The 22,779-nt window shown below is 52.4% G+C and carries 17 protein-coding genes; 9 read left to right on the plus strand and 8 right to left on the minus strand.

Annotation, left to right across the window (positions count from 1 at the left end):
- Positions 1–126 precede the first annotated feature (126 nt).
- Together FMM01_RS11260 and FMM01_RS11265 are read left to right on the plus strand one after the other, a co-directional pair.
- A complete protein-coding gene (locus FMM01_RS11260; protein WP_150392582.1) occupies positions 127–1,965 on the plus strand; it encodes a glucose PTS transporter subunit IIA in 1,839 nt (612 codons plus the stop codon).
- A gap of 15 nt (positions 1,966–1,980) precedes the next feature.
- Positions 1,981–3,462 carry a glycoside hydrolase family 1 protein gene (locus FMM01_RS11265; RefSeq protein ID WP_150392583.1) on the plus strand — a complete coding sequence of 494 codons (1,482 nt, stop codon included), beginning with the start codon at positions 1,981–1,983 and terminating at the stop codon, positions 3,460–3,462.
- Positions 3,463–3,662: 200 nt separating this feature from the next.
- Here the strand turns inward: FMM01_RS11265 and FMM01_RS11270 are convergent, their stop codons facing one another.
- Positions 3,663–3,764: a putative holin-like toxin gene (locus tag FMM01_RS11270; protein ID WP_150392584.1), complete on the minus strand. Its 102-nt coding sequence runs from the start codon at positions 3,762–3,764 to the stop codon at positions 3,663–3,665.
- A gap of 373 nt (positions 3,765–4,137) precedes the next feature.
- Between FMM01_RS11270 and pnuC the strand changes: the two genes are divergently transcribed.
- From pnuC to FMM01_RS11285, 3 genes are all read left to right on the plus strand, one after another.
- Positions 4,138–4,878 (plus strand): nicotinamide riboside transporter PnuC, encoded by a 741-nt coding sequence (gene pnuC, locus FMM01_RS11275; protein WP_027828220.1) that lies wholly within the window; start codon positions 4,138–4,140, stop codon positions 4,876–4,878.
- A 19-nt stretch (positions 4,879–4,897) separates the two neighbouring features.
- Entirely contained in the window at positions 4,898–5,641 is a 744-nt protein-coding gene (locus FMM01_RS11280; RefSeq protein ID WP_051225220.1) for a deoxynucleoside kinase, read from the plus strand.
- Positions 5,642–5,980: 339 nt separating this feature from the next.
- Positions 5,981–7,603 (plus strand): ABC transporter ATP-binding protein, encoded by a 1,623-nt coding sequence (locus tag FMM01_RS11285; RefSeq protein WP_190973350.1) that lies wholly within the window; start codon positions 5,981–5,983, stop codon positions 7,601–7,603.
- A 72-nt stretch (positions 7,604–7,675) separates the two neighbouring features.
- Here FMM01_RS11285 and FMM01_RS16650 read toward each other — a convergent pair whose 3' ends face one another.
- The 3 genes from FMM01_RS16650 to FMM01_RS11300 all read right to left on the minus strand — a co-directional run bounded on the left by FMM01_RS16650 (position 7,676) and on the right by FMM01_RS11300 (position 13,439).
- Positions 7,676–11,323 (minus strand): KxYKxGKxW signal peptide domain-containing protein, encoded by a 3,648-nt coding sequence (locus tag FMM01_RS16650; RefSeq protein ID WP_190973351.1) that lies wholly within the window; start codon positions 11,321–11,323, stop codon positions 7,676–7,678.
- A gap of 223 nt (positions 11,324–11,546) precedes the next feature.
- Positions 11,547–13,016 (minus strand): flotillin family protein, encoded by a 1,470-nt coding sequence (locus FMM01_RS11295; protein WP_063515555.1) that lies wholly within the window; start codon positions 13,014–13,016, stop codon positions 11,547–11,549.
- Positions 13,017–13,022: 6 nt separating this feature from the next.
- Complete coding sequence (locus FMM01_RS11300; protein ID WP_150392587.1) at positions 13,023–13,439, minus strand: hypothetical protein; 417 nt, start codon at positions 13,437–13,439, stop codon at positions 13,023–13,025.
- A gap of 119 nt (positions 13,440–13,558) precedes the next feature.
- On the opposite strand from FMM01_RS11300, the gene FMM01_RS11305 reads away from it, so the two are divergent.
- From FMM01_RS11305 to FMM01_RS11320, 4 genes are all read left to right on the plus strand, one after another.
- The gene (locus tag FMM01_RS11305) at positions 13,559–14,230 is read left to right on the plus strand and encodes a cupin domain-containing protein (protein ID WP_150392588.1); all 672 of its coding nucleotides are present in this window, start codon (positions 13,559–13,561) and stop codon (positions 14,228–14,230) included.
- Positions 14,230–14,424 (plus strand): helix-turn-helix domain-containing protein, encoded by a 195-nt coding sequence (locus FMM01_RS11310; RefSeq protein ID WP_263405051.1) that lies wholly within the window; start codon positions 14,230–14,232, stop codon positions 14,422–14,424. Before FMM01_RS11305 ends, FMM01_RS11310 begins: the two co-directional genes overlap by 1 nt.
- A gap of 101 nt (positions 14,425–14,525) precedes the next feature.
- Positions 14,526–15,725 carry an MFS transporter gene (locus FMM01_RS11315; RefSeq protein WP_150392590.1) on the plus strand — a complete coding sequence of 400 codons (1,200 nt, stop codon included), beginning with the start codon at positions 14,526–14,528 and terminating at the stop codon, positions 15,723–15,725.
- A gap of 15 nt (positions 15,726–15,740) precedes the next feature.
- Entirely contained in the window at positions 15,741–16,796 is a 1,056-nt protein-coding gene (locus FMM01_RS11320) for an alpha/beta hydrolase (protein ID WP_150392591.1), read from the plus strand.
- Between the two features lie 99 nt (positions 16,797–16,895).
- On the opposite strand, the gene FMM01_RS11325 is transcribed toward FMM01_RS11320, so the two are convergent.
- The 4 genes from FMM01_RS11325 to FMM01_RS11340 all read right to left on the minus strand — a co-directional run bounded on the left by FMM01_RS11325 (position 16,896) and on the right by FMM01_RS11340 (position 22,732).
- Positions 16,896–17,786 (minus strand): ROK family protein, encoded by an 891-nt coding sequence (locus FMM01_RS11325; RefSeq protein ID WP_150392592.1) that lies wholly within the window; start codon positions 17,784–17,786, stop codon positions 16,896–16,898.
- Between the two features lie 67 nt (positions 17,787–17,853).
- Positions 17,854–20,952, minus strand: coding sequence for an alpha-mannosidase (locus FMM01_RS11330; RefSeq protein ID WP_150392593.1), 3,099 nt, complete (start codon positions 20,950–20,952; stop codon positions 17,854–17,856).
- 20 nt (positions 20,953–20,972) lie between these two features.
- Positions 20,973–21,797, minus strand: a complete 825-nt coding sequence (locus FMM01_RS11335) for a carbohydrate ABC transporter permease (protein WP_027827875.1) — start codon at positions 21,795–21,797, stop codon at positions 20,973–20,975.
- Positions 21,798–21,814: 17 nt separating this feature from the next.
- Entirely contained in the window at positions 21,815–22,732 is a 918-nt protein-coding gene (locus FMM01_RS11340; RefSeq protein WP_051225142.1) for a carbohydrate ABC transporter permease, read from the minus strand.
- Positions 22,733–22,779: the final 47 nt, after the last annotated feature.

A 22,779-nucleotide genomic window follows, 5' to 3' on the forward strand; every position in this document is an offset into this window, starting at 1 on the left:
CGCTGTTATACCGGTATTTATAAGCCGTTTATCTAGCTAATTGTCCTGCTTTTTTCCAACTCGTTTTCTTGTTACACTATGTCTGGAATCGTTTACACGGGTATTACTAAAAGGAGGACAAGCACCATGGCCAAATCAGACGACACCCACGATATTATCCAGGCGGTGGGCGGCAAAGAGAACATCAACAACGCGTGGCACTGCATGACGCGGCTGCGCTTCAACATCAAGGATAAGGATAAGATCGACTACGACGCTTTGAAGAAAGTGGACCCGGTGATGGGGACGAACTACACCGGCAACCAGCTGCAAGTCGTGATCGGTACCAATGTGGCGGACTATTACGCCCCGCTGGCGGAACAGCTCGGTATCCAAACGGATGAAAGCACCAACGCGGCCGTGACTGCCGCGGATGGCCCGCAGGAAAAACAGAATTTCATTTCTAAACTGATGGACATCGTCTCCGGTGTCTTCGGTCCAATCGTCCCGGCCATCGCCGGCGCTGGGATGATCAAAGGGCTGATGGCGGGGATGGCCGCCTTGAAGTGGATCTCCAACACCACCCCGACATACCAAGTTATCGACATGCTGGCCAGCGGTGTTTTCACCTTCCTGCCCTTCTTCGTCGCCGTCTCGGCGGCGCGAATCTTCAAGGTCAACGAATTCCTTGCCCTGGCCATCGCCGCAGCAATGCAATTCCCCACGATGACCGCGGCGGCGGCCGCGGGTAAAATCAGCAGCTTCATGCTCTTCGGCATCATTCCCGTGCCGGTCTTCAATTACGCTGGCACCGTCATTCCCATTATCCTGTCAATCTGGCTGTTGAGCTACATCTGGCGCTTCGTGGATAAACACCTGCCCGACGCGATGCGGACAGTCTTCACCCCGACCATTTCCCTTTTCATCGGCGGGATCATCGCCCTCACTGTCGTCGGCCCCCTCGGCATTTACGGCGGCAACTGGCTGGCCGACGGGGTACGCTGGCTCTTCTCCGTATCTTCCATCTTCGCCGGCATTGTGGTCGGCGCCATTCGGCCAATCGCCGTCATGACCGGCCTGCACCACGCCATGACGCCCATTGCGCTGCAGAACTTTGCGAACCAGGGCTATGACCAATTGATGCCGATGATGTTCATGGCCAACATGGCTATCGCCGGCGCCACCCTGGCCGTCTATTTCAAGACCAGCAGCAAAAAAGAAAAGTCCATCGTGGTCTCCAGTGCCATCTCTGCTTTCCTGGGCATCACGGAGCCGGCTCTGTTCGGTGTGTTGACCAAGTATAAGAAAGCCTTCATCGCTGCCACCATTGGCAGTTCCGTCGCCAGTGCATTCATCAGTTTCTTCGGCGTGCGGATCTACGCGTTCATTCTGTCCAGCATTTTCTCCCTGCCAGCGTACGTAGGCAAGTATTTCGTGCCTGCCGTGCTGGGCATTATCATTGCCATCGGTGTTTCCTTCGCCATCACCTGGTTCCTAGTCCCCAAGGAAGTCCCGGCTGACCAAGATTTCAAGCTGAATGCGGTAACCACCGGCCAGTACGTCCCCTTGGCGCAGCTGAACGACGGTGTCTTTTCAAAGAAAATGGTCGGTGACGGTTATGCCATGCAATCCGATGACGGCGTGGTCTTCGCGCCGGTCACCGGTCGGATTTCGACCATTTTCCCGACCAAACACGCCATCGGCATCACCACCGCTGACGGCATCGAAGTCTTAGTCCACATGGGTCTGGACACCGTGGACCTCGCCGGCAAACCCTTTGAGGTACTGGTCAAAGTCGGCGATCAAGTAACGCCCCACACTCAGATTGCCCAAATGGATCTAAAAGCGATTGCGGCTGCCGGCAAGGACTCGACCATCGTGGTTGTAGTGACCAACATGGATAAAATCAAAGCCCTCCAGCAACAATTCACCAGCACTCACGCCCTGCATGGCGGTCAACCTGTAGCGACTATCGAATTGCACTAAGAAAGGATCTTGACGATGACTGACAAACTGCAACCATTTCCGAAGAACTTCCTCTGGGGCGGCGCCATTGCGGCCAATCAAGCCGAGGGCGGCTGGCAAGCCGGCGGCAAAGGCCCGGATATTGCGGACGTCCTGCCCCATGGCATCATGCACGGACCGGATGCCCAAGTCGAACCCGGTGTCCACTATCCCAGCCACGAGGCCATCGATTTCTACCACCGGCACACCGCCGACCTGCAATTAATGGCCGGGATGGGCTTCAACGCCTTCCGCCTGTCCATCGCCTGGTCCCGAATTTTCCCCACTGGCGAAGAAACCGAGCCCAATGAAGCGGGATTGAAGTTCTATGATGACTTGTTTCAGGAAATGCGCAACCTCGGCATGGAACCCATCGTCACGATTTCTCACTACGAAACCCCGCTGAATTTAGCCACGAAGTACGGCGGCTGGACCAGTAAAAAGCTGATTCCGTTGTACTTGCGCTATGCCAAAGTCTTATTTGAACGGTTCGGCCAGTATGTTCATTACTGGCTGACATTCAACGAGCTCAACGGTGTGCACCTTATTCCTTGGGCAGCTGGGGCCTTTCTCCCCCACGGTACGGAAAGCGAGCGGCTGTCCCAGATCTACCAGGCCTCCCACAATATGTTTGTCGCCACAGCGGCCACGATTAAAATGGCCCGGGAAATCGTACCCGACGCCCAGGTGGGTATTATGCTCACCATGAGTAACGCCGCGGCCTACCCGGCGACGCCCAAACCAGCTGATGTGTTCCACACGCTGACTTACCAGCGCCGGACGTTCCTGTACGGCGACGTGGAACTGCGCGGCCATTATCCGAAATACTTCGACCGGATCGTGCGGGACTATGACCTCCACCTGGACATCACCTCGGCAGAGCTGCAGCTGATTGCCGACTATACCGCTGACTACCTGGCCTTCAGCTACTACCGCACGACCACGTTCACGGATGGCATGAAGATTCTCGGCGATACCGGCGGCCTGACCGGCAAGAAAAACCCCTACCTGCCCACCAGTGCCTGGGGCTGGCAGATCGATCCAGAGGGCTTGCGCTACGTTCTGAACATCCTCGCCGACCGCTATGAAAAGCCGTTGATGATTGTCGAAAACGGCCTCGGTGTCGCCGATGAAGTCGGTCCCGACGGCCGGATCCATGACACCGAACGGATGCGCTACCTGGTGGATCACTTGAAAGCGGTGCAGGAAGCCATCACCGATGGCTGCGATGTGCTGGGCTACACCTGGTGGGGTCCCATCGATATTGTCAGCGCCGGCACCGGTGAGATGAAGAAACGCTACGGGTTCATCTACGTCGATAAGGATAATGAGGGCCGCGGCGATCTGCACCGCAGCAAAAAAGACAGCTATGCGCTGTATCGGGATATTATCCAATCCAATGGCGCATTACTGGATCAGCCGACGGAGGCGCTGGTCAAGCACTACACCACCGCGTCTACCACTGTTTCAGCAGAATAACTGCTAACCGGTTATGATTTCAACTGCGAAAATTTTTGTCAAGTCGTGTTGGTGACAAATAGTCAGCAACCCTGTATACTGAGGATAGAAAAAGAGCACCGCTTTTCCAAGGGGGTGCCCCCTAAAACACAGAGCTGTTTTAATAGCGGCCCTAGTAGAACAACGTTAAAATAACCGTCTAGCCGGCAAGCATGGGACGGTTATTTTTTGTCGTTGTTGTGCAACGTTACTTGAAGCAGGATGATTGAAACGACAAAGTTGCCGAATAAAATCATCACTTGTAACGCGTCCGCAACGGACATAATTCTTAAGCCCTTCCATCATGTGGTCAATCAGTGGGCAAATGCGCACCACCTCCCGCAACGAAAGAGTAGCCACCGTCTCTGCAAGCTCTGCTAAAACAGTATACCATCTGTGACTCTGTCTGCCTAGATAGGCGTTAGTATCATGTTTCCCACTTTATTTAAGTGGGATTTTTCTATATACCAGTTAATCAATATGACGTCATCAAAAGGGGCTTTTAGGCTCGATAATGCTCGGCCTAGCGTTTCAACACAACATATGGTATGCTCATCCGCCAATAACACATACATATTGTGCTTTCAACCTTTTTTTTCAACTAAATTCTGGTTATAATGGATTTCTGAAAACAAGTTGAAAAAGGAGTCGGTTCATGTGACACAAGTCCGCAATTATTTCAGTTGGTTAGCCCATCAATTAAAAGGCTGGCCGCAGCAGAATTACTATTTATTTTGGTTCGCTCTGGGCTGTCAGATCATGACCCTGGTGAACAGTCCAATTACCCCCGTCGCCGTGATCACCTTCATCGGCACCACGCTTGGCGTGCTGTGTGTCCTGGCAATCAACGCAACCAAAGCGGTCAACGGCTGGTTGGGTCTGCTCAGTGCCGCCTGCTTCATGTTTGTTGGCTTCACGGCCAAGAACTATCTGTCGATTTTTGAACAGACCGCTTACGTGCTCACGCTGGACATTCCGGTATTGATCAGTGTGCGGACCTGGAATGACGACACGAAGGATCACCTGAAGACCTTCGCCGCCAAAGAATGGATTGTATCGATTCTCTTCACCCTCGCTGTTTGGGCAGCCAGTGCCGCCCTGATCGGCCGCTTCACCAATGATCCCCGGCCGATTTACGACGGCATGGCCTTCGCCATTTCCCTCACCGGCGGCATCGTCTGCTTCCTGCGCTACAACAACCAGTATTTCTGGTGGCTGTTCAGCGGAATCGCTCAATTGATCCTCTGGTCCGTCACGTTTGCCCAGGGCGATGCCAGTCTGGGCATGGCAATCAATTCCAGTATTTACGTCCTCAACGACATTCTTGCCTTCACCGTCAGTCCCTGGTTCAACGCCGGCCGCAAGCGCTTGGGGTTGAAAGAAATCCAGTCCCATTGAGGCCCGGAGGCGATAATTCATGATTTATATTCTTGGCAGTATCGGCGCAGGCAAAACATCCCTGACGCGTATCCTCGCCCAGGATCTGCAAGCACCGGCGTACTATGAAGACGTGGAAAATAACGTCATGATCAGCAACATGCTGAAGAAATTTTATTCAGCAGGCAAAGAAACCCGGAAGACCGAAGGCACGATTTTGCAGATCGCCTTTCTCACCTTCCGCTACCAGCAATTGAAGAAAGCCGTGACGCAAACCAACGCGGTCATGGATTCATCCTTGGAATCCGACTTCATCATGGCTTCTCAGCTCCACCAAAACGGCGAGATCGATGATACGGACTTCAACATCTACATCACCCTGTCCCAGGAAATGCAGGCCAACGTTAACGGCAGCCCATGGAACGGGATGCCGGACTTGGCGGTGTACCTGAAAATCGATCCGGACTATGAGATCAGCGAGATTGAAAAGCGCGGCCGGGCGATGGAGGACATCCACACCAAGCCGGACTTGGTCGCTTACTACCAGCGGGTCAACCAGGCTTACGTGGATTGGGCCAAGGGCTATACCCGCTCGGCCATGGTGACGATCGACCGGGATCAGTATGATTTCGTCAACGATCCGGCGGCTAAGGTGCATGTGCTGGACCAGATTGAGCAGAAATTGATGGCGCTGGGGAAGCTGTCCCGAACGGACTATCAGACGATCTTGGCCCGGCGAACTCAGGCGGTCACGGCTGTGTTGAAGAACAGCCAAGCCAGTTAAAAAGTTGAGACCAAATCGTTGCTTTTATCCCCGCCAATGGGTATTCTAAAGTTATCAAGTGAGCACATTATAGAAGGGACTGTGGCTGATGAAAAACAATCGAACAGGAACCACCCTCAAATTAGCCACAGTTCAGCGCTCACCTTCCGGGCAGCGTTAAATTCCGATCATTATTATGATGCGTTAAATGATGAGCGGCGTGAATCGTGATGATTTGCGCCGCTTTTTGCGTGCGGCGCCGGGGATTCCTGACCGCACGGACTGCAAACCCGTGCATTCCGCTGCTTACTTCTCAAGTTGCTGATCCGTTATCGAATTTGAGAAATGAGGAATGCTTCTATGTCTTTACTGCATTATTTTGGCCAGCGCCGCGGGCGCTTGGCCCTCGTCATCGCGATTATCGTGGTCAACGCCGGGCTGCTGACGCTGGGCGGCATCGGCAGTGCCACCGCGCTGACAGTGATCGTGAAGCGCCAGGCTGGACCTTTCTTTGTCTGGGTCGGCGTCACCATCGCCGCTGATTTAAGCTACGCGGTGCTGCTTTATTTTCAGACCGTCCAAAAAACGAAACTCACCCAGGAAATCGACACACTGATCCGGGCCGACGTCGCCCAGCGCCTCGGCGCCCAGGATTATGCCGGTTTCCACCACGAAACCACCGCCACGTATACCTCGTGGCTGACGAACGACATCAGTACGATCAACGAATACGGCATCGGCGATCTGCTCATGATCATCCAGCAAATCGCCGAGATCATTTTCAGCGGCACCACCCTATTCTTCTTCCACTGGAGTCTGCTGGTCACTGTCCTGGTCTTTGCCGCGGCAATGGTCATCTTCCCCCGGGTCTTCAAGGCCTGGATGGACCGGACTTCACTGGCCCGCACCAAGGCCAACGAGCGGCTGGTCAACGTACTGGAGGACATGCTGAACGGGTTCGATACCTTATTCATGACCAATCTGACTAAAGTCTTGGCAGAAAAAATCGTGGCCGCCTCCCGCGATGTGAATCACCACTACATCGCTTTCGGCCGGGCCAGCGGGGCGATGTACGCCAGCACCAACGGCCTGTCCTTTCTCAGCCAGCTGCTCCTGCTGGCCCAGGCCGGCTGGCTGATTCTGCGCCGGCTCACGCCTGTCGGCGCCATCAGCGGCGTACAGTACTTCGGCGGGACGATTTTCGCCGAGCTCAGCGGGATTGCCTTCAACTGGCGGGAATTCCGCTCGGTGGGGCCGATCATGGATAAATTGGCCAGCGCCGGGACCAAACCAGTCCCGGGACCGCCCGCTGATCCTTGGCCGGCACGGCCCACCGCGCTGCAATTGACCGACGTCACCTACGGTTATGCAGATCGGCCGGAAAAAGTGCTGCGCCATGTATCACTGACGATTCCGGTCGGCCGCAAACTCATCCTGACCGGTGACTCCGGCACCGGCAAGTCCACCCTGCTGGGTATCATCAGCGGACAAATCACCCAGTATACCGGGGATGTCACGCTGGCTGGTCAGAATTATCGCGACTTGCCTCAAGGTGCCCTGCATGACCAGTTGGCCTATGTGACCCAGGAACCGTATATTTTTAATGCGAGTTTCACGTGGAACATTACGCTGGGCAGGTCTGCACCAACCGCCGAGCTGACCCAGGTTTTGCAGCAAGTCGGCCTGACCCCCTTCGTTGACGGCTTGGCCCAAGGTCTGGACACCATTTTGACTCACAACGGCACCGACCTGTCCGGCGGGCAGAAACAGCGGATTGCATTGGCCCGTGCTCTGGTGAGCGGCCGGCCAATTCTACTCTTGGATGAAGCCACGTCCGCGCTGGATAAGGACGCCAGTCTGGCCCTGGAGAAAAGCCTGCTGACGATGCCGGGATTGACGATCCTCATGGTGACCCATCACCTGCGGCCGGAGATCGCGGCGTTGGCGGACCAGGTAGTCGCCCTGAACGACATTAACCAGTAATCAAAAATCGAAGCCGGACTCTTTTCAAGTCTGACTTCGATTTTTTAGTTCAAAAAGGAACAGTCTATTCTGTTAATCCTGCCGCCGCTTGCGAACGGTCAAGGTCCGGCCGAAGACTAAGGACACAGCCATCAGGGCCGCACCTATGGCCATCAAGCCGGTGCTGCGGTGCTCCCCGGTTTGCGGTAACCGCGTGCGTGCCAGCTGGTGTCCAGGAAGCGATACGACCTGGCGCAGTGTCCGCCGGCTGCCCCGCACTTGGCCTGCCTGCTGGGCATTACTGGTCAGATTGGACCATTGCCCGCCCTGGCTGCCGTGCTGACTAGTTTGTCCGCTAGTGATCGGCGTGCCGGGTTTACTCGGCTGACCAGGAGTCACTGGTGTGCCTGGCTGACCTGGTGTCGTCGGCGTCCCCGGCTGGTCCGGGGTACTTGGCTCCCCTGGCGTACCAGGATCACTCGGTGTCGTTGGCGCACTGGGATCGTCTGGCGTACCCGGGCCGGGGCCGCCCGGTGTTCCCGGAGTACTCGGTGCTTTGGGCTGATTCAAAGTGATTGTGGGTGCCCCTTGGATCGTTGTATCCGGCGACTGATAATCAGGCGTCACTGGTGTCCCAGCGAGGTAGGCTGGCCCATTCGCGGTGACCGTATCGGTCGTTGTGGGTGCCGGTAATGCTGTACTCGGGCCATAAGCGGATACTGACGTCATCGTTAGACTTGGTGTCTTGACCGGGTTAACATTGGTCGCCTTGGCGGGTGTTGGTGTCGGGATCATCTGACTGTAATCGGTCTCGGACAGGTAATAAAAAATCACATAACTATTTTGCGATGAATCACCACTGAGCTTCAATCCATTTTTTTCAAATTCTTGTTCCGCATCTGCACTCGTGAAGGTATAAATCTGATTTGTACCGTTTAAATCACCATCTGAATTGGTTCCTTGGAAAATCCCATACCCCGCTAAATAGTGCTTTTTGCCATCCTGCGTATAAGTAGGCTGGAGCGTGAAGCCGATGGGATTATAATCCAGGTCGTTCCACTGGCCCTCAAAAATCCGTTTCAGGGACGCTGCTGACAGCTGATGAGCGGCTTTGTCATCGATCACTGTATACTGTGTTGGGTTAAAGGTCTGGTCATTAATGAAGGTTGCATTATTAAAGTTCTGCTGTAAGGCATCATTCCAAGTACCTGACGAAAAAACCACAGCTTCCATCAGTGTTTGTACCTTCGAATTATATTTTTTTTGAGGGGAAGTTGAACCATCCATACTTAATTTTTGGGGATCAGCCAAGGTTTTCAGAGCTTGAGCATTTTGATCCGGATCAGCCGCCAAACCGGCTAAAGTCTTGATCAGCTTCTGATACTGGACAGAAAAGCCATTCGTGCTCTCCAGACCGTTCTTTAAATCATTGGCATCCTTGATTGCGGTGGCCGCATCCGTGGGATCGCCGGTGCTGAGTTTATCCTCCGCTTTAGTCACGGTTGCATTGTAGGCGTTGACTGCATCGAGATAGGCAGTGACCGCAGACGCATAACTGGCCTTAGTCGCATCCTTGGCAATATCAGTATCCGTATTGACCGTCGCCTGGCCAACTTGAATATCGGTGTAGGTCTTGCCATAATCCGCTTTACCGGTTGTGCTGGTAATCGGTGTCGTCGTGCCATTGACCGCATCAATATACTGGTAATCCTTTGCCGTTAAATCATCCCCGGCCAGATGCAGCTGCTCGAAGAAGAAAGCCCAGCGGCCGTCGGCTTTCGCTGCGGCGATATCAGAATTCCAAGTATCCACCGCGTTTTGCTGCGCCTTAGCGGCAGCGTTAATCTGCTCGACTTTAACTTGTAAGTTGCGGGCCGCCGCACCAATATCTTGGATGGCCTGAAATTTGACCAAATTCTGCTGCATAATGGCTTCATTTTCCGCCGGTACCGCTGTGGTGTCTGTCCCGGTGAAGTCGTTTTGCAGTTTGGTAATCGTGCTTTGGAACTGATTCCAGGTACTATTCGCGTCACTAGAACCATAACCCAGCGCCGCCGTTTGAGCATTTTTGCCGGTTTTCGCGGTGTAATCATTGAGCGCCGTTTGATAATCGGCTAGTGCCTGGTTATACGTGTCATTCACTGAGGCAAATTGGTTGATGGCTGTCGCCAAATCCGCCTGGGCTTTGGTGACAGCGGCCTGCCCGGCGGTTAAATCGGCCGTCGTCACTTGTGTGCCATCGGTGACACCAGCGACCATCTTGTTGTAATTATCTGCGGCCGTTTGCCAGGCGCCAACGGTACTCGCCAAACCGGTCAAAGCCGTCTGGGTCTTGTTGTACGCCGCATTGGCTGCGGCATAGTGGTTGTGCGCATTATTTTGAGCCGCGGCCTTGGTGACTTCATCTTTGAACTGGTCATAATCCGTTTGGGCTGGATTCTTAGTTGGATTGGGCGTGGTACTGGTATCTGGATTCGTGCCCACTGGATCGATTTTTTGCGTCGGATCCGTTGTGGTGTCGTTATACACAGCGACATTCGAATTGTAGGCGGTTAACGCATCGTCATAGGCATGCTTGTAGTCGTCCAGGGTCTGGCCGGTCGTATCCGGCGCAGTAACGGCATGCTCGGTTGCTGCGGTATCGCCATTATTGGCACTATCGACAGCTTGCTTAATTGCTGCATTCAGTTGATCAGCAGCCGCCTTCAACTGCTTTCGCGCGGCTTGCAACGCTTCAGCCGTGGCGTAATTGGCCTGCCCGTTTTTGACTTTGGCCAAAATGGTATTCACTTGACTGGTATAAGCGTCCACCAGCTTGCTGTAATTGGCCAATGTTGCCGCTTCATCTTTGCTGCCCACTTGGACTTTCTGAATTGCGCTCGGTTGGGGCTGGTTCGGCAAATTATTAAGGGCGGCTTGGTAAGCAGCGACCACCTCATCGGTATTGATCTTGGTGCCGGTGAAATCGCTGGACGTCTTGGCTAAATCGTTCAACGCGGCGTTGACTTGCGTCAGCCAAGCCGTGTCGTCAGGTTTAGGATCTTTCAGCAGCGCCTGCAGTGCTGCCGTACTTTGGTTGGCCTTGGCGGCTAGCGCGTTGGCGTGGTCGGTTTTGTCTTTAGCGGTTTGATAGTCGTCATCAGCTGTTTCCTTCGGATCGGCTTTGGTATCTGTCTTGGCATCTTTGGCGTCATTCTGGGTATTTGCTTTTGTATCATCCTCAGTCGCGGCCAGCTGTTGTGGCGTTGCTGCTGAATTGGCAGGCTTAGCAGCCGCCTTCGTACCAGCAGCCTGTACTTGGTCAGTCTGATCAGTTGTCTGTAATTGCGCCTGTGCCGATACCTGAGCGGTTGTATTGTTCGAAACTGATGTATCAGTTTTTATAGCAGACTCAACCGCCGTTGTATTCTCCGCCGTTTTTGCGGCATCTTGTGCTTTTGTCTCTGTTGCTGGCACATTAGCCTCTGTTTGTGTTGTCGCTTGACTGACCGGTGCCGCCGTTTTGGTTGCGGCGTTTGCTGCAATACCAGATTGCTGGTCTGCTTTCGCCTTGGCTGCCACTTCACTCGTCGTCTGCGGTTCGGCAACCGCCGCCTGGACAAATTGCGGTTTGCCCGCCAGGACCAAACTGAAGCTCATCACCGCGACACCGGCCACGATCCAGCGCTTACCGGCTTTGTACATCCTGTAATGCAGCTTAATATCTTGGTCATAACGATTCTGATTACCCATTTTGAACATGTGACATCCTCCCAAAACGTTCATCCCAAAACATGTGCAATTCATGCAGTTATACTTAGCTCATCGTCTCACATTCAGGTTAACATATTCATTTCGGTGAATATGTCAGTCTAGGACAAAAAAATTACTCTGATTTGACATGGCATACCAGTTCGGTTTTGGGGAGCAAAAAGACACCATTCCGAAAGCCAGAACAGTGTCTTATCAGTTGGAAACAAATTGGTTATTGTTTGGGCTTGTCTTTACCAGATGGTACAAGTGCTTTCTCCTTTGCTGCGGCTTCGATCGCGGCCACCACCGGCTTATTCCCGGCCTGCTGGGTCAGCGATCCATTAATCAGCTCTGCAAAATCGATCCCCGTCGCTTCTTTAACCATCGCAAACGTCTTGGTCAGCCCTGTCACGCCCGCATTACCAATACTGTCGTCACCCGCGCCGCTGAATTGGACGATCTTATCGACATTCGCATACGGTGCCGTGAGCGCGGTGGCAATCTCTGGCAGCTTATCAATGATCATTTGCAGCTTACCAGCTTCGTTCATCTTGGCCAGTGCCTCAGCCTGCTTCTCCGTACTCTCGGCTTGGGCCAACCCGACCTGCCGAATCCGCTCAGCCTCAGCCTTCCCGAGCTTCGCAGTCCGTTCGGCATCGGCGTCCGCCTGCAGCTTGATCTGTTCCGCTTGGGCTTCGGCCTGAGCAATTTGTCGCGCCTTCTCCGCCTCAGCGGACTGCTTCGCCACATACAGATCCGCGTCCGCCTTGGTGTTGCTCTCGGCCTCATATTGCTTCCGCTTCAGATCGGCTTCTTTGGCTTGGATGGCAATGTTTTGCTCCTGCTCGGCAATGTCTTTACCCTTTTGCGCCAGCATTGCGGCTTTTTCCGCATCGGCCTTGGCGACTTCCTGTTGTTTCTGGTAGTCGGCCATCTTCAAGGACTTTTCCTTCTGGGCGTCCGCAATCTCGGTCTCCCGCTCCAGTTCGGCCTTCGTGGCTTCCTGCTCAGCACTGGCTTTCTTAATCCGCACTTCCCGATCGGCATTGGCCTCGGCGATCTGGGCTTCCTGCCGGACTGTTGCAATCTGAGGTTTGCCTAAGCTCTCAATGTAGCCATTAGAATCCTTGATTTCCTGCAAGGTAAACGAAATGATCTGGAAACCCATATTTTCAATATAATCGGACACTTGACCCTGGACTTCCTGTGAGAACTTCTCCCGGTTGCCCAGAATTTCCTCCACCGTCATCCGGCCAATGATGTCCCGGGTACCGCCTTCCAGGACGGCGGTCAGTTCACTGATGATTTCCTGTTTCTCTTTGCCCAGGAATTGCTCCGCCGCAGTGGCGATCTCTTTCAGCGAGTTGCCCACCTTAACGTTCACGGCCCCCGTCACGGCGATGGGAACTTGTTGCTGGGAGTTGATTTCCGGCGTTTCGATCTGGATCTGCAAGGACGACATGCTCAATTCCTTTGCCGATTGCAGTACCGGGATCAGAAATGTCCCGCCGCCTTGGATGATCTTGATGCGCTTCGACCCGTTGGGATCCTTGTACACGTTCTTGCTGCCGAGCAGTGCACCGGAAATAATCAGTGCTTTGTCCGGCGACGGCTTCCGGTAGCGGGAAACCACGATGAAGAGCAACAGGATAATAATGACGACGGCCCAAATGACGGGATTAGCAATGAATTCTTCAACCATGAGTAACTACGCCTCCTTGTTTTGCAGATCTGCTTTGATGACATACAACACACCATCTTTTTCTTCCACGATGACGACCAGCGTGCCCTTTTCCAGCCGCAAATTGGCCGCCCGTTCCTCTTCCCGGTATAATTTGGCGGACCGCAGATTCACCGTACCCCCGGGAATCAGCAGGCTCACTTGGCCCTTTTGGTCTCCCTCAATGGGCACAGTGACTCGACCAATCAGGTCGTCATCGGGATGGGTGGCCAGCGATTTCTCTCGATTGCTGGTCAGCCGGTTCACGATGATACCAAAGGGGATCAACAGGACGTTGATGAGTACGATCAGCACGAACAACACCGCCAGAATGGCCAACACTTGGACCCACCACGGCCAGGTCAAGAACATAGCTATGAGATTATTAATCGCTTCCACCTCCATTTGGCTTAATCATACTGGACGACAGGGGAGAATGCTAGAAAAATCATTCACAGGTTCCCAACTGCTTTTCTTACGTATAATAAGTGCTAACAGGCACTACTTATGAGAGGTGAAGAGTCATGTACAAACACGAAGTCGTCAGTGCCGATCCGGGCCTGCCGTTCAAAATCGTGATCCATCAGGGGCAAGAATCAGCCATTGTCCGCCACTGGCACCGGGCACTGGAGATTGACTACATTATTGCTGGCCGGGCAAAATACACCATCGCTGGCACTGAATTGGCAGCGGCACCCGGCGATGTCATTGTCATCAATACCAATGTCGTCCACGCCATCTTGGCGGAACCGTTGCGGCCGGCCCGAGCAGTGACCCTGTTGCTGCCCTATGACTGGCTGCGTCAGCAAATTCCAGATTATGACCAGTGGCGATTTGCCGTACCCATTGGCAGTCAGCACCCAGGCCCGCCCTCTGCCGCTCTGAAGGCATTGCAAGCCGCATTGCTTGATATCGATCAGACAGAAAACGGCGTGCACAATGCAACCATTCGCCGCTTGAACCATCTGCGCGATATTTACACCGTTTTGAGCCTCCTGATGACCCACTTTGCTGAGCCCGACAATTCAGCCAACACGCTGGCAACCACGGCGAGTTTAGCACGGATGAGCAGCGTGATTACCTATCTCACAGAGCATGCTAACGAGCCCTTGACCCTGCCGGCAGTGGCCGACCAGGTCCACTGTCGGTCGGCTACTTGTCCCGAGATTTCAAAAAGCAGATTGGGGTGCCATTAATGACCTATTTGAGTCAGTTGCGGCTGCAAAATGCCTACGATTTGCTCACCAACTCCGATCTGCCCATTAGCACCATCGCCGATCAGACTGGATTTCCCAACGAGAAATCATTCCGCCAGCGATTCACCAAAACATACGGGCAACGGCCAAGCGCCTACCGTCAAAATTTACAGAGGTCAAAAATTGACCGTTAAGTCGGCAGAATACGCCCACTGTTTAAAGCGGTTCCACAATATACTTATTCTTGTAAGCGATTAACGCAGCTGTGCTTCGCAAGTTAAGGAGTGATTATATTATGACCCGTTCAAAGCCATCATCCATTTGGTTCAAGGCGGCCCTGCTGTCCATCTCCATGATGCTGATGATTGCGCCAAACATTGCGGCCGCTTTGCCGCTAATGGCCAAAACGTTCTCTGACCAATCCGCCTCAGCCGTTGACACCCTGTCTACGATTCCGAACTTAGGCATCATTCTGGGGATTGTGTTGGGTAATGTGCTCGCCACCCAGCTTGGGGCCAAGCGTACCGTCTTGACCGGTTTGGCCGTGGCCCTACTATCCGGGCTGGTACCCGTCGTCAGCAACAGTTATTACGTGGTCCTCGCTGCCCGCCTCATTTTCGGCATTGCCGTGGGTACGTTCAATTCGTTGGCCATCAGCCTCATTTCTGACTACTATCGCGGCGATGAATTAGCCGCGATGATGGGCTACCAGAGTGCTATTTCGTCTCTGGGCAGTTCCCTGCTGTCCTTCGCTGTCGGCTATCTGCTCCTCTTTGGCTGGCACGCCACGTTCCTCATCTATGTTATTGCCCTGCCGATCATGATCCTGTTCGGTCTGGTGATGCCCAATGATCAGCCGGCACCAGCGGCGAAAGATACCGCCCAGACCCCGAAAGCCAAGCAGCACATCAATGCCGCGGTGATCCTCATTTCGCTGCTCACGTTCTTCATCTATGTCTTCTTCATGGTGGTGACCATCAAGCTGGCCGGTCTGCTCACCGCGAACCATCTTGGTACCGCCAGTCAGGCGTCTGCTATTCTCGGCGGGTTTACCCTCGTAACCATGTTGATGGGCTTGCTGTTCGGCCGCATCTATAAACTGCTGCAAAATAAGATCCTGCCCCTCGGTTTCATCTTGATGGCCGTTGGCTTCTACTTAGTCAGTACAGTGAGCAGCCTCGCCATAGTAGCCGTTGGTACAGTCATCATCGGCATCGGCTTCGCCGTCAGTATTCCCTACATCTATACAATCATCAACGTGGCCGCACCCGCCAACTCTAAGAATCTGGCCAGTTCGGTCATGCTGATCATGACTAACGTCGGTGTCTTTCTCTCCCCGACCATCGTGAACGCGCTCGCCAGCTTGACCGGCAAGGACGAAGCCGCTGGCAGCATGGTTGTCGCCAGTATCGGTTTCCTGATTTTAGCCGTCATCGTCGCCGCCGTGGTCATCAGCCAAAAACGGACAAAACCAACTGTCCAAGAAACAAACTAGAAAGAGGTCTTGATCATGTTAGAAACAGCAGCATCATTATTACCCACCGTCCCTGTTGTGAATACGAGTTATACGGCTAAATTAGTCCCCGGGCAGAAAACGGCCGGCATTCTCGACCCCCACGCCAAAACGGAAATCACCCCTAAGGAAGCTGGTCAGCCGGCCGACCCCTCGGGTATTCCCAACGTCCAAGCTGCCCGGGCCGCGATGGGCTGGCCCACCGCCCACTATACCGTCCGCCATCCGTTGACGATTGAAAATACCCAATTGCATGGCGTTGGCGTGCGCACTTATGTTCAAAAAGAACTGGCCGCCGACACACTGCCCGCAATCCTGTTTATCCACGGCGGCGGCTTCTTCGGCGGCAGCCTGGACAACGTGGAGCAGCCTTGCCGCCTGCTGGCCGATGAAGGCCGCGTCCGCGTCATTTCCGTGGACTATGGCTTGGCCCCGGAGCATCCCTATCCTCAGGATGTCATTGACAGCTACAACGTCCTCACGGCCCTTCACCATCAGGCCGCCGCACTGCATATTGATGCCCACCGCATCACGATCATGGGCGATTCTGCCGGCGGCAATCTCACCTATGTCGTGAGTCTGTTGGATCGGCAATTAGGCACCAACTACATTGCTAGTGCCGTAGCCCTGTACCCCGTCACGTATCAGGGGCATCGGCCTGTTTTGCGCCAGCAATTCGACGATCCAGCCCACTGGCAGCCGGCGCAGGACCAAGACCTCATCACCAATTATATCCGCGGCTTTGCCCAGAGCAACCCGTTGATCAATCAATGGTATGTCGGGGGCGCTGATCCAGAAAGTTGGTATATTTCACCACTGAATGCGCCTTCTGAGCTGCTGGCTAAATTGCCGCGCACGCTGTTCATGGTGGGCGAGTTTGATCCGCTCCGTTTCCAGGGTGAAGCATTCTACAACAAGGTGAAGGCAACTGGCGGCGATATTCGTTATATCCGGTATAACGGGATGGTGCATGCGTTTATGGATAAGGTTGGTGATTATGTACAAGCTGAGGATAGTTTGCGGGAGGCGCTACGGTTTATCACTGAGGAGTAAGAAAAGCATTTAGAATTACCGTGATAATAAAGGAATCCGCTTGGTTCAGTATTCATACTGAGCCAAGCGGATTATTTTTGCTGATGCCGACAATCGAAATCAGTGCGGCGCCAATGCTGAAGTGTTGATTTTGACCGCCGCATCTTTCGCCAGCAACAACCCGCCAACAATTCCAGCATCATTGCCTAATGCAGCATGCACGATATAGTGCGCCAAATTGGGAGTTGTGACATAATCACCCAGGATCTTAGAGAATTCGCTGCGAATCAATGGAAATAATTCTGACCGGTTGGACACACCACCGCCAAAAATAATGATATCCGGCGATAAAGATAGTGTCGTTATCATACATGCCTGGGCAAGATAATTGGCTTCAAGCCGCCAAGCAAATGAGTCAGTGGGAATATCAGCCCCCTTCAACCCCCACCGGCTCTCCATGGCCGGCCCGGATGCCATCCCCTCTAAGCAATCACTATGATACGGGCACACGCCAGCAAACTTATCCTCATTTGAACGGCGCACCAGAATATGGCCGGCTTCTAAATTACCCCGGCCGGTATATAAGGCCCCGTGATAGAGGAATCCCATCCCGATACCAGTTCCCACTGTGTAATAAGCAACGTTTTGGGCGCCGCGGCCAGCTCCTAGTCTTTGTTCGCCAACAGCGGCAATATTGACATCTGTAGTGAATATAATCGGAATATTCCCGAAATGAGCTTTCAATACACCGAGAAAATTGAAATCGCGCCACCCCGCTTTTGGTGTTGTTGTGATGTAGCCGTAATGGCTTGATTGGTTATCTAAATCAAGCGGACCAAACGCGCCAACGCCAATCGCTTCGATGGCATACTGATCTAAAAAAGCAAAGACTTGCCTCAACGTTTGTTGCGGATTCGTCGTCGCAATTCTGGTCTTTCCCACGATATTGAGCTGCTGATCACTCACCGCACACACAAACTTGGTACCCCCCGCCTCAATTGCAGCATACATACAAAGACCTCCATTCAAAAATAAAGAACCGCACAAAATGAAGTGCGGCTCAATCGTTGCTGATTCCTTATCCTAGAGTGAACCGTAATGTCACAATTTTATATGGCTTGAAGTTCACCAATACATTGCCATTTTCATCAGGCATCAGCGCCTCCGCTTCATGCTCGTTGAGATGAGCACGCTGTACCGCATCATACTTAAAGTGCGGTTTCAGCATCACGGTCCCCGTTGTACCGGTATAATCATGACACCGGACAATTAAATCGTTACCAGTTTCACTGATTTTAACAGCATCCAATGCAACAGGAGTTTCACTGTCCAATTCAAACAAGGGAGTTAATGAATCCTGATCAACGTCAGTCAGGAGGGCAACTGGGTCGTTCAGCTCCTCGCCAGCCTTTTCCACTTCACCGGTAATAAAGTCGCCTTCATGCGGCAGCAAACTGTAGGTGAATGTATGCTGGCCTTCATCAGCGGTCGTATCTGGATAATCGCCTGACTTGAGCAGCGTCAAAGACATTTGCTTGCCCTTGACCCGATAGCCATATTTACAATCATTCAATAATGCCACGCCGTAATCGCGCTCTGATAAATCCGCCCACTTGTGACCAACCGTTTCAAATTTGGCTTGATCCCAGCTCGTGTTATCATTCGTGGCGCGGGTGACGTTGCCATATTGAATATCATACCGGGCGCTGTCGGATACGATGTTTGTGTTGAATGCAGTGCGCAATAACACCTGTCGTTCATGCCAGTCAACGTCGGTAATGAAATCAATGCGCGGAGAGAATGCATACAACCGGATAACTTGCGTCATCGTTGATTGGCCGAAGGCGTAGTGGACTGCCAAATCCACAAACAGAGGATTATTCTCAACGACATCCACCGATTGCGCCTGTAACTGCTTCGCCTTTTCAGGATAATCAACATCAATATTCCAATTATCATAGTCTAACGGCCGATCCTCATACAGGGTCAGTACGTTGCCGCCCAACGTCGTATCCAGAACCTCCCGGTGATTGCGAATATCTGTAATTGAAGTCAGCAGTCCCGTGGCATCATAAGTGACTTGATAATATGAAGTGCGCACTGTGTTGTTGCTCACCACGGCTGTCTTCTGTTGCGGCGGCGTTTTCCCAGTTACGACGGCGCTGCCCAGCGCGGGGATAGTTGCCAAAGCATACGCACCATTGGCCGTATTAACCGCGCCATCCCGGTCAGCATCAGATAACTTGATCAGCGTTTCAACATCCCATGGCAAAAAGTTGCGGGCAACGACTTGGCCGGCCTGCGACGTCGTCACTTGCTGATTGAGTTTAGCTTCTAAATCAGCCACCCCGGCAAACAACTGCTTGAATTCTTCCCGATCATCATCATACACTTCATGAATTGCAGAACCCGGCAGGATATCATGGAATTGATTGCGCAGCAAGATGATCCATAAGTCCCGAATCTCTTGATGCGGATACAGGACGTCCTGCTCAACATAGGCCGTCGCATAACTCATTTCCAACCGACGCAGCGCATATTCTGCTGTTCGGTTCCACTTCTTGATGTTCGCCTGCGACGTATACGTTCCCCGATGATATTCGAGATACAATTCGCCGTCCCATTCAGCGACTGGTGCATCAGTGTGGTGCAGTTTATCCTGCAATCGGGCAAAGTAATCATCCACTCGACCATTCTTCACAGTGGGCATGCCAGGCAACTGATTAATAATATCGATATTCTTAATTTGTTCCCGAGTCGGGCCGCCACCACCATCGCCATATCCATAGCTCAGCAGCAAATCATCATTAATCTGCTTGTCAGCATACACATGATACGTCCCCAACACAGTCCGCGGTGTAATATCACCATTGTACGTATAGCGCCATTGCATCGGATCATTAAAGTCAGCTTCTGATTCTACCGTGGTGATGAAATGGGTCAATACCCGTGAGCCATCAATTCCTCGCCAGTAAAAGGTGTCATGGGGCATGCGATTCGTATCATTCCAACTGATTTTGGTCGTCATAAAGTTGGGGATGCCAAACTCTTGCAAGATTTGCGGTAAGGCAGCTGAATAGCCGAATACATCAGGCAGCCACAGCACATGCTGTTTGGCATTCAGTTTGTCGTGGAAATACCCCATGCCGTATAGAAATTGCCGGGTCAGCGACTCTCCGCTGGGCAGGTTGGTATCCGGTTCTAACCACGTTGCCCCATCAGCTTCCCAGCGGCCTTCTTTGATCCGTTGGAGAATTTGCTTGTACAAGTCGGGATAATCAGCTTCCAGGAATGCATAATCCTGCGGTGTGGACTGAAAGAACTGATAGTCCGGATATTCTTTCATCAACTCTAAAACCGTAGAAAATGACCGAGCAATCTTCTCCCGTGTATGGCGTAAACGCCAAAGCCACGCAACGTCGATATGCGTATGGCCCACTGCAGTGATCGTATATTGCTTCTTTTGATTGGCATGCTCTTGGATGAAGTGCTGAATGTGCGTCAGTACTTCTTGGCAAGTTTCGCCGATTGTCGCACTTGTTTCTTGCGCCCAATCAAAAGTTCGAAACGACTGGCGCACCACGCTGATGTAATCATATTTCAAGGGCTCGTCGGCATCCATTTCACGGATCACACCGACCATATTCCACAGATAGTCGTAACAATCCACCACGGTTTGATTAATGATACCGGCCTGCAGTGCGCGCAACACATAGTGCTGGATAACCGGCGCACCGCCGCCCTCCAAACCAGTCCATAGTTTGATGGCCACGTCTAACGTCTGACCGCAAAAAGTGTGGTCAAGATACATATCTTCATGGTTGCTGTCTACTGCTTGGTGGGGTTCACCGTTTAGGAAAACCAAGCCTTCAAAACCGGAGTTGTTACCGCCGCCTGTGCGGCCTAAGTCCATGTGCATGACATAGTGCTGATTAGCAGAATACTGTGGTAATGTGAGTTTGAAACGTAACCAATAATATCGATCACGTCCCTCCCAGTGGTCACCAATCGCAGCTGGCCGCCATTCCGCATTCTCAGGCAGCCAACGTTTGTCCTCACGCTTGTCTTCCGTGATCTCAAGGGCATCTACCGACTGAAAGTCCCGATAGAAATACTCATGCAGATACCCGAGCTGCTGGTCGGCTTTTCGCAAAAGCGTCGTTTCATCTAAAGTCATTACACTCTTCCTTCCTCACACTATTTCACTGCACCGCCAAAGCTGAACCCCTGAGACATGTACCGTTGCGCAAAGGTGTACAGGATGACGACCGGCAGTGTGTACAGCACGGAGAACGCTGCCAGTTGGCCGTAGTTGACCAACCCGTTGTTGCCAAAGAACTGAAAAATAGTAACTGATGCGGGCAGCTTTTCTGGTGATGTGATCAAAATGAACGGTACGAAGAAGTTGCCCCATGAACCTGTGAATGTGAAAATACCAATTGTAAAAATTCCCGGCAGCATAAGCGGTAAAACAACTTTTCGCACCCCTTCCCAGACGGTTGATCCGTCGATCCAGGCTGCTTCCTCCAACTCATGCGGCACTGAGTCCATGAAGTTCTTCATCATCCAAATACCATAGGGCAAACTGGTGGAAATCATAAATACTGTTGTGGCAATCAACGAGTTCTGGAACTTCAGGTATAGAAACATCTGATAGACCGGTACGATTACCGCTGTCATCGGTAATGATGTCAAAAATAGGATCGACAGCAGGAACGGCTTCTTCCAAGGCAACGGATACCGCGATAATGGATAGGCCGCTAAGACACTGATCAAAACCACGAAGATGGCTTGAAAACCAGAAACCAGCAATCCGATACCGAATGACCGCATAATATTGCTATCGGTCAAAATCGCCATAAAGTTAGCCAGCGTCGGTTGTTTGGGCAGTTGAATTGCTTGAATGGCGTGCGTATCAATGGACGAGAACAACATCCAAAGGAGCGGCAACAGGAAGAGCAGCGCAATGACTGCCAGAACAACGTATTGAACAAAACGCACGGTTTTGTTTTCCCTCATCATGTTGAATCACACTCCTTCTAAATTTTGACCTTGAGGATCTTCATATACAGGAGGCTGGCCAATGCACCAATGAGTAACAGCACCAGGGAAATTGCAGTTCCGTAACCCAATTGGTAACTGACAAACGCCTGCTTGTACATGAAGACGGGCAAAGTACTCGTTGCATTTTCTGGCCCACCGCCAGTCATGGTGTAAATCAAAGAGAATACACCCAATGTTTGTAATGTGACCAGCATAATATTGGTCGCGATGGTTCCCTTAACCATGGGAATAGTGATTCGGGTAACCAATTGCCAGCGGGTCGCGCCATCCATCACGGCCGCTTCTTCCACTTCTTGGGGAATATCATCTAATGCCGTCTGGAAAACCATCATAGAAAAGGCGGTACCACGCCAAACGTTGGCGATAATGATGCTGACCATAGGGAAGGTGTAGAGCCAAGCAACTGGTTTCATTCCCAATAAATTGTGAGCCAGCATATTCAAGGTGCCGTTATCGCCAAGGAAGGCCACCCAGCAGAAACCAACAACAACTTCCGGAGTCACCCACGCGGCAATAATGATCAACCCAATAATTCGTCTGAATGTCTTGTTCTTCCCCCGCATCATGAAGGCAATGAGGAAGCCGAAGAAACATTGCCCAATGACCGCGGAAAAAAGGACAAAGACGATCGTATTCCAGATGGACGTAGCCAGGGCAGGATCCTTAAACATTTGCAGATAATTCTGAAAGCCGATAAAGTGCAGCGACGATGCGGCCTCCCCCGTCAATGATAAATTAGTCAGGGAAAATACCACGGTCAAAATCATTGGTGTTAGAAAGAATATCAACAACAGAATCATACTGGGCAGCATCAGCCAAACTGATAGCCGCCGCTCAGTCTTCTGCTGCTGTGTTTTATGCGGCTTATTTTTAATGACATTTGAAGCGTCCATAGCGTACACCTCCAATTTGTAAAAAAGGTGCGGCCAGCACTTTCTCG

It is taken from the genome of Schleiferilactobacillus harbinensis (genome assembly GCF_008694105.1).
GTDB classification, from domain to species: domain Bacteria; phylum Bacillota; class Bacilli; order Lactobacillales; family Lactobacillaceae; genus Schleiferilactobacillus; species Schleiferilactobacillus harbinensis.

What these genes read in the sequence shown, in the direction of transcription:
- FMM01_RS11260 (WP_150392582.1), top strand. Translation starts at nt 127, where the DNA reads ATGGCCAAATCAGACGACACCCACGATATTATCCAGGCGGTGGGCGGC.
- FMM01_RS11265 (WP_150392583.1), top strand. Translation starts at nt 1,981, where the DNA reads ATGACTGACAAACTGCAACCATTTCCGAAGAACTTCCTCTGGGGCGGC.
- FMM01_RS11270 (WP_150392584.1), bottom strand. Translation starts at nt 3,764, where the DNA reads ATGTCCGTTGCGGACGCGTTACAAGTGATGATTTTATTCGGCAACTTT.
- FMM01_RS11280 (WP_051225220.1), top strand. Translation starts at nt 4,898, where the DNA reads ATGATTTATATTCTTGGCAGTATCGGCGCAGGCAAAACATCCCTGACG.
- FMM01_RS11285 (WP_190973350.1), top strand. Translation starts at nt 5,981, where the DNA reads ATGTCTTTACTGCATTATTTTGGCCAGCGCCGCGGGCGCTTGGCCCTC.
- FMM01_RS16650 (WP_190973351.1), bottom strand. Translation starts at nt 11,323, where the DNA reads ATGTTCAAAATGGGTAATCAGAATCGTTATGACCAAGATATTAAGCTG.
- FMM01_RS11295 (WP_063515555.1), bottom strand. Translation starts at nt 13,016, where the DNA reads ATGGTTGAAGAATTCATTGCTAATCCCGTCATTTGGGCCGTCGTCATT.
- FMM01_RS11300 (WP_150392587.1), bottom strand. Translation starts at nt 13,439, where the DNA reads ATGGAGGTGGAAGCGATTAATAATCTCATAGCTATGTTCTTGACCTGG.
- FMM01_RS11305 (WP_150392588.1), top strand. Translation starts at nt 13,559, where the DNA reads ATGTACAAACACGAAGTCGTCAGTGCCGATCCGGGCCTGCCGTTCAAA.
- FMM01_RS11310 (WP_263405051.1), top strand. Translation starts at nt 14,230, where the DNA reads ATGACCTATTTGAGTCAGTTGCGGCTGCAAAATGCCTACGATTTGCTC.
- FMM01_RS11315 (WP_150392590.1), top strand. Translation starts at nt 14,526, where the DNA reads ATGACCCGTTCAAAGCCATCATCCATTTGGTTCAAGGCGGCCCTGCTG.
- FMM01_RS11320 (WP_150392591.1), top strand. Translation starts at nt 15,741, where the DNA reads ATGTTAGAAACAGCAGCATCATTATTACCCACCGTCCCTGTTGTGAAT.
- FMM01_RS11325 (WP_150392592.1), bottom strand. Translation starts at nt 17,786, where the DNA reads ATGTATGCTGCAATTGAGGCGGGGGGTACCAAGTTTGTGTGTGCGGTG.
- FMM01_RS11330 (WP_150392593.1), bottom strand. Translation starts at nt 20,952, where the DNA reads ATGACTTTAGATGAAACGACGCTTTTGCGAAAAGCCGACCAGCAGCTC.
- FMM01_RS11335 (WP_027827875.1), bottom strand. Translation starts at nt 21,797, where the DNA reads ATGATGAGGGAAAACAAAACCGTGCGTTTTGTTCAATACGTTGTTCTG.
- FMM01_RS11340 (WP_051225142.1), bottom strand. Translation starts at nt 22,732, where the DNA reads ATGGACGCTTCAAATGTCATTAAAAATAAGCCGCATAAAACACAGCAG.